This is a genomic window from Micromonospora sp. MGP-C2 (assembly GCF_057766525.1).
In genome coordinates, this window is the sequence record NZ_JBYMEN010000002.1 from 3,822,139 (window position 1) to 3,835,408 (window position 13,270).

The 13,270-nt window shown below is 68.0% G+C and carries 19 protein-coding genes and 1 tRNA gene; 17 read left to right on the forward strand and 3 right to left on the reverse strand.

The features are described from left to right. Position 1 precedes the first annotated feature (1 nt). Positions 2-565, forward strand: a complete 564-nt coding sequence (locus tag AC3CF1_RS17430) for an HD domain-containing protein (RefSeq protein WP_488450852.1) — start codon at positions 2-4, stop codon at positions 563-565. On the opposite strand, the gene AC3CF1_RS17435 is transcribed toward AC3CF1_RS17430, so the two are convergent. Next, complete coding sequence (locus AC3CF1_RS17435) at positions 553-1,023, reverse strand: NUDIX domain-containing protein (protein ID WP_488450853.1); 471 nt, start codon at positions 1,021-1,023, stop codon at positions 553-555. The genes AC3CF1_RS17430 and AC3CF1_RS17435 overlap by 13 nt on opposite strands. Positions 1,024-1,027: 4 nt before the next feature. After that, entirely contained in the window at positions 1,028-1,786 is a 759-nt protein-coding gene (locus AC3CF1_RS17440; protein ID WP_488450854.1) for an XRE family transcriptional regulator, read from the reverse strand. A 176-nt stretch (positions 1,787-1,962) separates the two neighbouring features. On the opposite strand from AC3CF1_RS17440, the gene AC3CF1_RS17445 reads away from it, so the two are divergent. The 14 genes from AC3CF1_RS17445 (at position 1,963) to AC3CF1_RS17510 (ending at position 10,905) form a co-directional block, all read left to right on the forward strand. Continuing rightward, entirely contained in the window at positions 1,963-2,283 is a 321-nt protein-coding gene (locus AC3CF1_RS17445; RefSeq protein WP_112681382.1) for a hypothetical protein, read from the forward strand. A gap of 235 nt (positions 2,284-2,518) precedes the next feature. Continuing rightward, positions 2,519-2,947, forward strand: a complete 429-nt coding sequence (locus AC3CF1_RS17450) for a DUF3307 domain-containing protein (protein ID WP_328533118.1) — start codon at positions 2,519-2,521, stop codon at positions 2,945-2,947. Between the two features lie 35 nt (positions 2,948-2,982). Beyond that, positions 2,983-3,165 (forward strand): hypothetical protein, encoded by a 183-nt coding sequence (locus AC3CF1_RS17455; RefSeq protein ID WP_488450855.1) that lies wholly within the window; start codon positions 2,983-2,985, stop codon positions 3,163-3,165. 104 nt (positions 3,166-3,269) lie between these two features. Beyond that, a complete protein-coding gene (locus AC3CF1_RS17460; protein ID WP_488452095.1) occupies positions 3,270-4,208 on the forward strand; it encodes a hypothetical protein in 939 nt (312 codons plus the stop codon). An 83-nt stretch (positions 4,209-4,291) separates the two neighbouring features. Next, positions 4,292-5,161 (forward strand): FtsK/SpoIIIE domain-containing protein, encoded by an 870-nt coding sequence (locus AC3CF1_RS17465; protein ID WP_488450856.1) that lies wholly within the window; start codon positions 4,292-4,294, stop codon positions 5,159-5,161. Further along, positions 5,158-5,367: a hypothetical protein gene (locus tag AC3CF1_RS17470; protein ID WP_488450857.1), complete on the forward strand. Its 210-nt coding sequence runs from the start codon at positions 5,158-5,160 to the stop codon at positions 5,365-5,367. Before AC3CF1_RS17465 ends, AC3CF1_RS17470 begins: the two co-directional genes overlap by 4 nt. Positions 5,368-5,450: 83 nt before the next feature. After that, positions 5,451-5,891 carry a DUF6197 family protein gene (locus AC3CF1_RS17475; protein ID WP_488450858.1) on the forward strand — a complete coding sequence of 147 codons (441 nt, stop codon included), beginning with the start codon at positions 5,451-5,453 and terminating at the stop codon, positions 5,889-5,891. After that, complete coding sequence (locus AC3CF1_RS17480; protein ID WP_488450859.1) at positions 5,888-6,187, forward strand: hypothetical protein; 300 nt, start codon at positions 5,888-5,890, stop codon at positions 6,185-6,187. Before AC3CF1_RS17475 ends, AC3CF1_RS17480 begins: the two co-directional genes overlap by 4 nt. 20 nt (positions 6,188-6,207) lie before the next feature. Next, entirely contained in the window at positions 6,208-6,588 is a 381-nt protein-coding gene (locus AC3CF1_RS17485; RefSeq protein ID WP_488452096.1) for an RRQRL motif-containing zinc-binding protein, read from the forward strand. Positions 6,589-6,658: 70 nt separating this feature from the next. Beyond that, complete coding sequence (locus AC3CF1_RS17490; protein ID WP_488450860.1) at positions 6,659-7,360, forward strand: hypothetical protein; 702 nt, start codon at positions 6,659-6,661, stop codon at positions 7,358-7,360. Continuing rightward, on the forward strand, positions 7,357-7,623 hold the full coding sequence (locus tag AC3CF1_RS17495; RefSeq protein WP_488450861.1) for a hypothetical protein: 267 nt from the start codon (positions 7,357-7,359) through the stop codon (positions 7,621-7,623). The genes AC3CF1_RS17490 and AC3CF1_RS17495 overlap by 4 nt, the downstream gene beginning before the upstream one ends. Next, positions 7,623-9,434, forward strand: a complete 1,812-nt coding sequence (locus AC3CF1_RS17500; protein WP_488450862.1) for a replication initiator — start codon at positions 7,623-7,625, stop codon at positions 9,432-9,434. Before AC3CF1_RS17495 ends, AC3CF1_RS17500 begins: the two co-directional genes overlap by 1 nt. A 32-nt stretch (positions 9,435-9,466) precedes the next feature. Further along, positions 9,467-9,664 carry a helix-turn-helix domain-containing protein gene (locus AC3CF1_RS17505; RefSeq protein WP_196929226.1) on the forward strand — a complete coding sequence of 66 codons (198 nt, stop codon included), beginning with the start codon at positions 9,467-9,469 and terminating at the stop codon, positions 9,662-9,664. Then, complete coding sequence (locus AC3CF1_RS17510; RefSeq protein ID WP_488450863.1) at positions 9,664-10,905, forward strand: tyrosine-type recombinase/integrase; 1,242 nt, start codon at positions 9,664-9,666, stop codon at positions 10,903-10,905. The genes AC3CF1_RS17505 and AC3CF1_RS17510 overlap by 1 nt, the downstream gene beginning before the upstream one ends. Before the next feature lie 73 nt (positions 10,906-10,978). Here AC3CF1_RS17510 and AC3CF1_RS17515 read toward each other — a convergent pair. Further along, positions 10,979-11,055: transfer RNA gene (locus AC3CF1_RS17515), tRNA-Thr, on the reverse strand. Positions 11,056-11,406: 351 nt separating this feature from the next. Between AC3CF1_RS17515 and AC3CF1_RS17520 the strand changes: the two genes are divergently transcribed. Together AC3CF1_RS17520 and AC3CF1_RS17525 are read left to right on the forward strand one after the other, a co-directional pair. Continuing rightward, a complete protein-coding gene (locus AC3CF1_RS17520) occupies positions 11,407-12,498 on the forward strand; it encodes an ABC transporter ATP-binding protein (RefSeq protein ID WP_088950475.1) in 1,092 nt (363 codons plus the stop codon). 168 nt (positions 12,499-12,666) lie between these two features. After that, on the forward strand, positions 12,667-13,263 hold the full coding sequence (locus AC3CF1_RS17525) for a hypothetical protein (RefSeq protein WP_328849017.1): 597 nt from the start codon (positions 12,667-12,669) through the stop codon (positions 13,261-13,263). Positions 13,264-13,270: the final 7 nt, after the last annotated feature.

Sequence of the window (13,270 nt, forward strand, 5' to 3'; positions counted from 1 at the left end):
TATGGCCGACCTCGTCGACACCGCTCGGGAAGTTGCACGACGCCTCCTGGAGACACCGTTGCCCCGTCGATGGAGTCACGTCCAGGCGGTCGCTGCCAAGGCGGACCGGATTAGCGGAGCAGTCCCGAGCGAGGATCGTGAGGTGCTCGTAGCGTCGGCCTGGCTACACGACGTCGGTTACAGCCCTGACCTGGTCGACACCGGCTTCCACTCGCTCGACGGTGGCCGCTGGCTACGCCGTGAGCACTTCAATGAGCGGATTGCCGCCTTGGTCGCTCATCACTCCTGCGCCTGGTTGGAAGCTGACGAGCGTGGCCTCGGTGAAGCCCTGGCCGCCGAGTTCCCTCGAGAGGAAACCGCGGTGACCGACGCCATCTGCTGCGCAGACATGACGACCGGGCCGGATGGCCAGGATTTCGAGGTGTTGGACCGGCTAGCGGAGATCCGTTCGCGATACGGGCCTGAGCACCTGGTGACCCGATTCATCGGCCGGGCCGAACCGGAGATGGTCGCTGCCGTGCAGCGAACTCAGCGCCGGCTCTCCGGCGTCCATCAGCCGATGTAGGGCTCCGGACGTTCCTCGTAGCCGTGGGTGATGCGGAGCAGGGTCGACGGGTGGATGTCGAGCGCGGCCAGCTCGTCGCGGGCCACCCACCGGACGTCATGTGACTCTTCGCTCGGCGTCGGTGTGCCGCTGACCGGTATGGCGCGGAAGCAGAGCGAGAACTGCTGTCGTACCTCGCCGTCTGAGTACTCGATGACGTGACCGGGGTCGGAGTAGACGCCGACCATCCCGAACACTTCGACGCGGATGCCGGTCTCCTCGTGAGTTTCCCGGACTGCTGTCTCTGCGACCGACTCGCCAACTTCCTGTCCGCCGCCGGGCAGGGACCACAGGCCGTTGTCGGTCCGCTGGATGAGCAGCACCCGTCCGCGATCGTCTCGTGCGAAGACGGAGACGGCGACGACGATGCTGTTGGCCTTCGGCGCGCTCGGGTCGTGGTAGTGCTCGGTTCTTGCCATGCTCTTAGGCTGCCATCTCGCCGCGTGGCTGAGTCGTCGAGGCAGCTAGGACCCGGTCGAAGCTGTCGGCGTACGTGCCGAACAGATCGCCCCCGTTGAGCCTGCGCAGATGCATCACGGGCGCATGTGGCGCCGGAAACCCGAGCACGTGCATGTTCACCAACATCTCGTCATCGAAGCGATAGATCGAGTTGTACAACGTCGTGTCGTGGTAACGGACCTTCACCCCGGGCGCATCGTCAAGCCGGTTGTAGTACTGCTGAACCTGGCGGATCTTCGCCGCCATCACACCCGGCAAACCTTCCTCGATGCTCTTGCGCTCGATCGCCCCGCTATTCGGGTCCCCGAGCAGGATTGTCACCGTGACGCCGTCAACAGCCTTTTGACGCAGAGTGTCGATCAGCCTGCGGTCCTGCTCCACGAGGAACAGGCCGGCGTAGGCCAGCACGTCGATTCGCTTCTCCGCGCGTTCGATCAGTCGACGCCATAGGTCGTACGGCACGGCAGAGCGCCGGGTGTAGAGCTGCACCAACTCGCTCTGCCCAATCCTCGACGCCTTCTCGGGGGTCACCGCGTCTGGCCACAGGTACGGCACGTCCTCCCGCACCATTGCCGCGATTGCGTGCCGGTGACGCGGGTACGGCGTCCGGTCCTGCGTGATCCACCGTTCTACGGTCTTCGCGTCAACCCCGATTTTCTCGGCCACAGCGACCGGCGTCAGGCCGTTGCGCAGGATGGCATCGCGGAGCCGGTCGTTTGGCATCGTTCCTCCTCAAGGGACGACTAGGGACGCATTCATCGTAACCAAGACGTCCCATAGTCGTCCAGCTCATCGGATGGGTTGTCCCTAGCTTTTCGGGAGCCTTATCCGCAGAGGCCACGAGCAACAGTCCACCGGGGACTAGCTCATTACCTGGCCCGAGACCCAGGAGGTTTGTTGTGAAGCTGTACGTGGACACCCAGAGCAAGCAGGTCCAGGTGACGAAGGACCCGGAGCCGAAGAACGACCAGAACGGCAATCAGCGGTCGGAGAAGAACACTGGCCGGCTCATGTGGTCGACCCAGGTCTTCGTGCTCGACGAGACTGGCGGCGAGATCATCACCATCACCACGGCGGGTGAGAAGCCGGGCGTGACGGTGGGACAGCTCGTCGCTGTCGAGCAGTTGGAGGCTATTCCGTGGGCGACCAACGGGCGTAACGGCGTCGCGTTCCGTGCGATCACGCTGAAGCCGAAGGCTGGTAACTCGGCGGCTAAGTAGGTCCCTCGCTCACCGCGCTGTGTGAGCCCTGGTGTCTGAAAGCACGAAGCGGCCTGATGGTCGGCTGATCCATCGATGATTCGTCCGGAGACGGTTCTGGTTCGCACGTTTCCGGCCGGTGACCACGTCAGGTGGTCACATCCCACAAGGCACGGGGTCGGTACTGGCTCGCATACCTGCCGGCCCCGTCTGCCTTTCCAACCTGTCTGCCCTCGTCATAGGGAGTGGTTGTCTCATGCTCGTTTCCGCCATCGTGTTCGCCGTTGTCGCGGCGACCCTCTACGCCGGTCACCAGGTGGCCGATCACGTTCTCGGTCAGTCCGACAAGCAGGCCGCGCACAAGGCCGCCCCGGGTTGGGACGGCTGGCGTCATCTGTTGGGCCACGTGATGGCCTATCACCTCGTGGTGGTGGTCATGCTGGCCATCACCATCGCCGCCCTGGACCTGCCCGTCACCGCTCTCGGGCTTGCCGCTGGGCTCGGCTTCTCCGCCGTCTCGCACGCGTTTCTTGACCGGCGGTGGCCGGTGCGCTGGCTGCTCACTCACACCGGAAGCGGCGACTTCGCCGACCGTCAGGCCCCGATCTGCGGGATGTACCTGGCCGATCAGTCCCTGCACGCGGCGTGCCTCTGGGCGTCCGCGCTGCTCATCGCCTGCCTCTAAGAACCCCTCACTTCGAGCAAAGGGAGATCCCTGCCATGGGCAAGAAGTACCTGTTCAGCGAGGACGACAACGGTCGTGTCCGTGAGGTCAAGGTCGACCCGAAGCACCTGGACAAGCAGCTCCGTGAGGAGCGCGCCGCTGGGCGCACCCCGACCGTCCTCGACGAGGACGACCGCATCCGCTTCGGCCTGCTCGGCAAGAAGCTGCGCAATCGCTGACCTCGGTCAGCTCTAGGAAACGAGCGCGGGGCCGGTACTGGCTCGCAACCTGCCGACCCCGCTCTCTCCAACCCATCCAACCCAATTGCTTGGGAGGACGTGTCATGTCCAAGTCTAGCCCTCGCCGGTTCGCCGGCAGGTCAACCGGAACGGTGACGGTCATCGAGGCCAAGGTTCACCGTTCCTCGGCCCGCAACGCCCGCATGGCGTTCATCCTCACGGCGGTCATCGTCGGCCTTCTCTCGGCCGTGGTGGCCGCTTCCTCTATCCACCCGATCCTCGCCGTCTTCGTCGGCGCGCTCATCGGCGTTCCAACCGGCGGGCTCGTCTGGCTGCTCGTACGGATCTGGCCGGTGATCCGGCTGCTGTGGTGGTGGACCCCCGAAACCACCCTCGCCGTCTTGCTGCTCACCGCGTGGGTGCAGCTAGCCAACCACACCCCAACCGTGGTGACCCTGCTCGTGGTCGCCCTGGTCGTCGGCGTCCCCGCCGCCATCCGCCCGGTACGCCGCCAGGTCATCGCCTGGACCTGGTGTCTCGTGGTGAGGCATCGGCTGCGTGTCTGCTTCGCGCAGTTCATCATCGCCAACCAGTCCGGTTCGCTGCCGCTGATCCTCTGGGCACGTCCCACCCCGGTCGGCGAACGAGTCTGGGTCTACCTGCGCCCCGGCTTGTCCGCCAAGGACCTGGAAGGCCGCCTCGACAAGATCGCGGTCACCTGTCACGCCTCGACGGTGCTCATCGAGCGCGCTTCGGAGAACAACGCCGCCTATCTGCGGTTCGACATCAAACGCCGTGAGGTGCTGACCGCCCACGTCGGTTCTCCGCTGGTCGACGTGATCGACCCGACCGCGCCCGTCTCGGCGTCGCCGCTGATGGTCCCCACCGCCCTGGACCTGCCGGACGTCGAGGCTCCGACGATCAGGATCCCCGCCCAGGGCAAGCCCGACAACAAGAAGCCGGCCGCAACGACGGCCAACGGCAGCAAGCCCGCGGCTTCCTCCGCGTCGCCCGAAGCAGACGACGTCTCCGACTGGATCTGACCCCAACCCAACCACCGGATGCGAGGAGCCATTGCGGCTCGTTCGTGTGGCTTCTCGCGTCCACAACGCCCAGGAGGGCACTGATGACCACCACGATTCCCACCACCGCCGATGCGGTTCCGGTGGGTCCTGGCCTGTCGATGTTCGACCCGATCTTCATCGGGATCGACGAGTTCGGCCAACCCGTCTACCTGGACGTCATCTACCGCAACCTGCTCACCGCAGGCGAACCCGGCGGCGGCAAGTCCGGGCTCATCAACAACATCTGCGGCCACGCCGCCCTGTGCGACAACACCCGCCTGGTGCTCTTCGACGCCAAACTCGTCGAACTCGGCCCCTGGCGCGACCTCGCCGACGCGTTCATCGGCCCCGACATCGACCAGGGCATCGACGTGCTGCGTCGCCTCCTGATCGTCGCCACCAACCGCTACGCCTGGCTCCTGGCCAACCGGCGCCGCAAGCTCGCCGACGGCGACGGCATGTCCGTCATCGTCACCATCATCGACGAACTCGCCATGTTCTCCACCGTGCTCGGCACCAAGGCACAGCAGGAAGAGTTCTCCACCCTCCTGCGAGGGCTCGTCTCCCTCGGTCGGGCCTGCGGCATGCCCGTCGTCGCCGCGACTCAGCGCCCGTCGTGGGACATCATCCCCGCCTCGTTGCGGGACCTGTTCGGCTACCGGGCCGCATTCCGGTGCACCTCGCTGAACAGCTCCAACATCATCCTCGGACAGGGCTGGGCCGAGCAGGGCTACACCGCCTCCGACATCAGCCCCACCAACCAAGGCGCGGCCTACCTCCTGGCCGAAGGCGGCGTCCCCCGCCGCATCAAAGCCGCCTACCTCACCGACACCGACATCTACAACATCGCCGACTACGCCGCCTGGACCCGCCGCCCCACCGGCACCAGCACCCCCACGGTCAACCCCACCGAATGGGAGATGGCGGCATGACCACCCGCGAACGCGCCTACGCCCGCGCGAACAACCAGCGGGCCGCCCAGTTCACCGAACTGTGGATCACCGGCAGCCCCGAGGACATCGCCGCCATGGTCCAGGCCGTCGCCCGCAGTGGGCGACTCGTCTACCTCTCCGCACCCACCCAGATGCCGGGTGACGACAACCGGCACCGCCGCTACCTGCGGCTACGCGCCCGATAGCACGGCCGACAGGACCGGATCTGCCTCGCAAGCTTCCCGGTCCTGCCGACCTCCACCAACAACCTCGAAAGGACGTGGTTGCCATGAAGGCTACCCAAAACCCACCCGCACCGATCCAGGTCACACCTGCTGATCTGCTGCGGATGGCTGCCCTCTACCTGCGCCGGCACGGCTGGCACCAGGGCACCTACTACGCCCACACCACCGACAACCTCACCCCGCCGGCCTGTGCCGCCGGGGCCATCGGCATCGCCTGCGCCGGACACACCGTCGAGCACTTCTCCCAGCTCGACCCCGACGCCCTCGCCGACTACCTCGCCGCCCTAGGCGTGTTCGTCGACTACCTCGACACCACCGCCCCGGTCTTCCACATCGACGAGGACGGCTACCTCCTCGACGAGCACACCTCCCCCTACTCGTGGAACGACGACCCGGCCCGCACCGCTGAGCAGGTCATCACCGCCCTTCAGGCGGCTGCCACCGAGTGGGACTCCCTCCGCAAGGCGGAAGGGGAGACGCGATGAATACCGTCAAGAAGCCCTTGACGTCCATTCCGCGCCAGCGGCGTCGGGACGTCGTCGAGAACGACGCCTTCGCCGGCTTCGCCAAGCGCATCATCCGCGCCCACGGCCGACGCGTCGCCACCGGAGACGTCGAAGCCCTCCGCGACCTCATCGCCCTGTCCTCCGTCATTGATGACGCCATCGGTGAAGCCGTGATCGGCCTGCGGGCCTGCGGCTACTCCTGGGCTGAAATCGGCTCCCGTCTCGGCATCTCCCGCCAAGCTGCCCAGCAGCGCTGGGGTGGTGACAAGCCATGACCGATCTACGCCGCGTCGACCTGGACAACCTGGCCGAGCGCACCGGTATCCGGGTCGAGTTCTACGACCCGCTCGGCACCCGCTACGGGTTCCCCACCTTCCCCTATCAAGGCGCACCCACCGGCCTGGCCACCCTGCGGCAACTCCGCGCCGCCGGCCTACGTCCGGGAGGGCATGACCCGGTCGCGCAGATCTATTGGCGACACCGCAAAAACAGGCGGGTCGCCTACCTCTACCGCACTGACCTCGCCGCGCCCAAGCGCACCGCTACCCCGGCGCAGCGGGAGGCCATCGCAAAAGCCCTGCTCGCTCGCCGGACCTGCCGGCACTGCGGGCAGGTGAAGCCCTACTACATCCCCCGCCGCTACGGCTGCTGCCTCGACTGCCACGGAGGCCACTAATGGCTGTCCTGATCACCTTCGCCGTCATCCTGCTCATCGGCATCGCCATGGCCTACATGGGCGGCATCCGATGAACCGCGAACCGGCCGGCACCCGCCTGGAGGGCCTGGTCCTGGTCCTCATCCTCATCACCGTCGGCGGCTCCGCCGGAGCCGCGTCCTTCACCCACGTCCACGACTGGACCATGGCCAACAGCCCCGACAACACCCCGGGATGGTTCGGCTGGGCCAACGCCGTCATCTCCGAACTCGTCCCCATCGCCGCCCTGCTCACCATCCGCCGACGCCGCCGCACCGGCGCACCCATCGGCTACCCGATGGTCCTGCTCATCGCCGCCGCCGGCCTCTCCCTTGCCGCCCAACTCGCCGTCGCCAAACCCGGACCGTCCGGGTGGCTCCTCTCGGCCGTTCCGGCGCTGGCGTTCATGGCCTTGGTCAAACTTGTCCTCGCCCCCGCACCCGCCGCGCAACCCATGACGGCTCCCTCTGAGCCGGAGCAGCCGATCCGGGTTCAGGCGGCCGAGCAGGTCACCACCGAGCCGGCACCACCGGCCGCCATCACTCCGGCCCCTGCGCCGGAACCTGTCACCACACCGGCCTCGGAGCCGGTCGAGGTCCCCGCTCACCTGCTGCCCACTGCCCGCTTCGCTGCCGTGCAGCACGAACAAGCCACGGGGCAACCCATCACCCCTGCCGAGCTGGCCGACCGCCTCGACGTCAGCACGGTCATCGCCGGGAAGCTCCTCGCCACCATTCCCCGGGGTGCCCGATGACCATCGTCTTGGTCGACATCGAGCAGGTCACCCACACCTGCCCCGCCTACCCCGACGCCCACCCGTTCGACATCCGCCGAACCCTCATCGACGTCATCCCCGGCGGTCCCTGCCGGGCACCGGTCACCATCCACTGCGGCGACACCACCGCCCTGATCCCGTGCCGCCGGCACGAGCCGGTCAAGCGCCAGTGCGGCGCCTGCCGGGTCATCGTCACCGAACGCACCATCACCACCCGCCACCTCACCGAGGTACGCGGCTGATGGCCTCGACGCTGGACCTCACACCCCAGACCGCTCTGGCCCGGGGTGTGGGCTCGAACGCCGACACCATCCCCGTCCACGACTACACCGCCACTGGTTCCGCCTTCACCCGCGCCACCCAACCCGACTACTTCGGCTGGCTGGAACACGTCCGCGCCGCCGCCGGCTGCACCCGACCCATCCGCCTCGCCGGCCAGCTGCTCACCGTCGACTCGTCAACGGGCAGGGTCCTGGACCAGCGGCACACCGACGCCATGCCCGACGCCGCGATCTACACCGCCTGCGGCAACCGCCGCGCCACCGTCTGCCCCGCCTGCGCCCACACCTACCAACGCGACGCCTTCCAACTCCTGCGCGCCGGCCTCATCGGCGGCAAAGGCGTCCCCGACACGGTCACCCAGCACCCGGCGGTGTTCGCCACGTTCACCGCGCCGTCCTTCGGCACCGTGCACACCCGCGCGGTCAAGCGGCACACCTGCGGCAACCGCAAACGCTGCGACTGCCGGCCCGACCCGTGCCACGCCCGCCGGGCCAGCGATCCCGCCGCCGGGCTCTGCCCTCACGGTCGACCCGCCGTCTGCTGGGCGCGACACGAGCCGGGTGATGCGATGCTCGGGCAGCCGTTGTGTCTGGACTGCTACGACCACACCCACCAGGTCGTGTGGAACCTGTTCTCCGGGGAGCTGTGGCACCGCACCAAGCAAGCCGCGGAACGATGGCTGGCCAAACTCGCCCGCCGCCGGGGCATCCTCCGCGTCCAGGTCGTCACCGCCTCCGGCAACACCCGCACCGTCGCACCGGTTCGGCTGTCGCACGGGAAGGTGGCCGAGTTTCAGGCACGCGGGGCGGTGCACTTCCACGCCCTGGTGCGCCTCGACGGCGTCCACCCTGAGGACTCAACCGCCGTCATCCCTCCGCCGCCCGGGTTCACCGTCGCCGACCTCGACGACGCGATCCGGGCCGCCGTCGAGCAGGTCGCCTTCACCACCCCGACCCACCCGGACCAGCCCGCTGGCTGGTCGATCGCGTGGGGTCACCCGGGCAAGGGCCTCGACATTCGACCCATCAGCCTCACCGGCGACGGTGAGGTCACTGACAGCATGGTTGCCGGCTACCTTGCCAAGTACGCCACCAAAAGCACCGAGGTAACCGGGCACCGCTCCGTCAGGCTCGACGCCGATTCGATCGGCGACTACGCCGACCCCGACGGCGACCACACCGCCCGCCTCATCGACGCCTGCTGGCACACCGGCCGACCCACCGGAACACCCGTGCCGCTCTCGGAGAGGCCCCGGGACCACCGGCCCCGGCCTGGCTACGTGAAGCGCTGGGAGTGCCCCGACTGCGGCACCCACACCCGCTACGCCGCCTGCCCCGTCTGCGTCGCCCAGCGTCAAGCCGCCCTTGACACCCAACCGGCCAGCAGACCACAGGCCACCAATCCCTACGCCCGGCTACGGCGCTGGGCGCACATGCTCGGGTTCGGCGGCCACTTCCTCACCAAAGCCCGCCGCTACTCCGTCACCTTCCAACTCCTGCGCGACACCCGCGTCACCTACCGACGCCACGAGCACGAGCACCAGGCCGACGAGCAATCCGGCACTCTCCGCGCCGTCGACCACCTCGACGACGACACGACGCTCATCGTCGGCACCCTCACCTTCGCCGGAGTCGGCTGGCACACCACCGGAGACGCACTCCTCGCCAACACCGCCGCCGCCCTCGCCCGCGAACGACGAACCGCCGGCCGCGAAGAACTCGCCCACGAACTCGGCACCACCCCGGCCGGCACCGCGCCGGCCGCCGCTTGACCCCCGCCGCGCCGCACGAGGAAGGCCAACCGATGGACGCCCCCACTTCGATCACTCCTCGCGTGCTGCGCGTGGAGGAAGCCGCCCGAGCGCTCGGCATCGGTCGCTCGCTCGTCTACGACCTGATCCGTTCCGGTCGCCTCCGCTCCTTCAAGGTCGGAAGCCGCCGGCTGATCCCCGCCGCCGCCATCGACGAAGTCATCACCACGCTCACGGAAGAAGCTGCCTGATGCCCAGAGAGCCCAAGCAACGCCAGTCCGCCGCTCGTCGCAATCCCAACGGCGAAGGCTCGATCTATCAGCGGTCCAGCGACGGTCGCTGGGTCGGGCAGGCATACGTACTCACCACCGAGGGCACCCGTAAGCGCAAGTTCGTCTACGGCGCGACCTGGGAAGAAGCTCACATCAAGCTCGTCGATCTGAAATCCCGCTCGCAGCGGGGCATTCCGGTTCCCGACCGGACCTGGAAGCTGGCCGACTATCTGCCGTACTGGCTGGCTGCCTACGTCAGCGACCTCAAGCCCACCACCGCCCGGGGTTACGAAAGCGCCGTAAGGCTGCACCTTGTTCCGGCACTCGGCACTAAGCGTCTCGACGGGTTGCAGGTCCAGCACGTCAAGGCGTTCATGGACGAGTTCCGTCGCAAGTGCCTCTGCTGCACCAACGGCCTCGACAAGATTCGACCCGCTGAACGCCGCTGTTGCTCGGTCGGTCGCTGCTGCCAGCACTACCCCAGCGCCCGCCAGATCCAGTTCGTGCACGCGGTGCTGCGCAACGCGCTTCAACACGCCATGCGAGAAGAGTTGGTGTCGCGCAACGTCGCCAAGCTGGTTCGTATCCCGTCGCCTCGCTACAAGGTTGGCAAAGGGCTGTCCGTCGATCAGGTACGAAAGATCCTGGCCGCCGCAGCCGGTCACCGGCTCCACGCGCTCTATGTCGTAGCGGCGACCATGGGTCTGCGTCGAGGTGAGTTGGTTGGCCTCCGGTGGTCGGATCTCGACCTGGACGAGGGCACGCTACGGGTGCAGCAGACCGTCCAGCGGGTTGCCGGGCAGCTCCACGTCCAGGACGCCAAGACCGAAGATTCGGAGGCGGTGTTGCCTCTGCCCGAGGTCACCTGGCTCACTCTTCTCGAACACCAGGAACGGCAGCAGGCAGAGCGAGCCGCCCTCGCCGAGGTGTGGGAGGACCACGATCTCGTGTTTCCCTCGGAGCGGGGCACTCCGATGGAGCCCACCAACCTCAGCCGCTCCTTCGCCCGGCTCCGGGAAACCGCCGGCCTGCCTGGTGTCCGCCTACACGACCTGCGGCACACCGTCGTATCGCTGCTGATGGAGTTGGGCGTACCGCCGCACGTCGTTCAGGCCATCGCTCGGCACGCCGACGTGAAGATCACGCTCAAGGTCTACGCTCACGCCAACCTCGACGCGATGCGTCAGGCTCTCGGCAAGCTCGACGGGAAGCTCTCGTGAGTGCCGTTGCTGTCAGCGTTGCTGTCAACCGGTCGACTCGTGGCAGTGCCCATCGGGAAATGCCTGATGGAATTGGAGCCCCCGGCCGGGATCGAACCGGCGACATCTCGCTTACAAGGCGAGTGCTCTGGCCAGCTGAGCTACAGGGGCGCGTGCGTCGAGGTCAGCATAGCGAGTGACGTCCGGATATCCCGCTCGCGATGCCTCCCGAGCACGGGAAACGTCAACAACCCGACGCCTGTACGCCTTTCCGCCGCCCGGCCGTGTGTCGATTGATGTCCGACCGTGCCGGAGTGACCGGAATGTGTAATCCGTCTGTCACGTTCGACGCTCCCCGACCTTGGCAGCAAGGGGAAACACGTTTACGGTTCACACACGGACGACAGCCCGGCGCCCCCGCGTGACCGAGCCGCCGTCCGCTGACCGGCACGGACACGCGCCGGTTGCTCCTTCACTCGGATCGTCCGGCACGTTCCTGCCGGTGAAAGGAAGCGCTTCACCATGGCTACGGTCACCTATTCCAAGGCGTCCCGGGTCTACCCGGGCCAAGAGCGTCCCGCCGTCAACGAGCTGGACCTCGAGATCGGCGACGGCGAGTTCCTCGTCCTGGTCGGCCCCTCCGGTTGTGGCAAGTCCACCAGCCTGCGGATGCTCGCCGGCTTGGAGGACGTGGACGCCGGCTCGATCTACATCGACCAGCGTGACGTCACCCACCTTCCTCCGAAGGCCCGCGACATCGCGATGGTCTTCCAGAACTACGCGCTCTACCCGCACATGACGGTGTACGAGAACATGGCGTTCGCCCTCAAGCTGCGCAAGACCTCCAAGTCGGAGATCGACCGGCGGGTCAAGGAGGCGGCGGCGCTGCTCCAGCTGGAGGAATACCTCGGCCGTAAGCCGAAGGCGCTCTCCGGTGGTCAGCGTCAGCGTGTCGCGATGGGCCGGGCGATCGTCCGCGAGCCGCAGGTCTTCCTCATGGACGAGCCGCTGTCGAACCTCGACGCCAAGCTGCGTGTGCAGACCCGTACCCAGATCGCGTCCCTGCAGGCCAAGCTGGGCGTCACCACGGTCTACGTCACGCACGACCAGGTCGAGGCCATGACCATGGGTCACCGGGTCGCGGTGCTGCTCGACGGTGTCCTCCAGCAGGTGGACACCCCGCGGGCGCTCTACGACACCCCGGCCAACGTGTTCGTCGCCGGCTTCATGGGCTCTCCCGCCATGAACATCAAGACCGTTCCGCTGAACGAGCAGGGCGCCGAGTTCGCCGAGCTGCAGATCCCGCTGACCCGGGAGCAGGTCGCGGCGGCCCGCGCCGAGGGTGGCGACGGCAAGGTCACCGTGGGCTTCCGCCCGGAGGACTGCGAGCTGGTCAGCCCGACCGAGGGCGGCATGCCGGTCGTGGTCGAGCTGGTCGAGGACCTCGGCTCGGACGCCAACGTCTACGGCCACGCCGCGCTGGGTGGCAACTCGGAGCGCTTCGTCGTCCGCACCGACCGGCGCACCATGCCGAACATGGGTGACACCGTGTTCGTCAAGCCGGTCGCCGGTCGCAGCCACGTCTTCCACGCCGCCACGGGTGGCCGGATCTGACGTAACGCCTCACCGACGGGGGCGGTCCGCTTCGGCGGGCCGCCCCTTTCGTCGTACCGGCAAGGGCTCTTCACCCTGCGGAGCCAGCGCGGAGGTGGCTCTGTGGGGTGACTCGGCACGGCGGCTCTTGCTCGTACCGTCACGGCGACCCGAGCCCGAGGAGACGCCGTGCCCACCGTTCCCGCCCAGTCCACTGCTCACCCGATCGCGCGTGCCCGGCCGTACCAGGTGGTTCGCCTGGCGGGCCGCAGCCTCGCCTACTGCGCGACGCTGGTCCCGGTCGCCGTACTCGCGCTGGTGACCGCCCCGCTGGGCGGGGCCGGCGCCGCCGTCGCACGCTGGCGTGCCCTGCGTACCGGGCTGCTCGGGATGCCACCGGCGGCCGCGCCCGGCCGGCGGCCCGGCACGGTCGCGGTGCTCGGCCACGCGCTGCTCAGCCTGCTCCTCGGTGCCGTGGCTCTGCTGCCGCTCGGCGTCCAACTGCTGATGGTGCTGCGCGGCGCGCTGTACGGCCTGGTGGACCGGGGGCCGTACGACGATTCCTGGGGTGGTCCGACCCGGGCCGGCGCGTGGGTGGCGCACTTCCTCGTCGGCCTGCCGATCACGGCTGCCGGGTTGGCCGCTCTGATCGGCATCGCCGCCGTGCACCAGCGGCTCACCCGACGCCTGGACGGGGAGCGGGGTCCGCGCTGGCTGATCCCGGCCGTGCTGCTGATGGCGCTCGCCGGGGCGCTGCTCTTCGTCGCGTGGACCCGTCAGATCTGACGGCGAA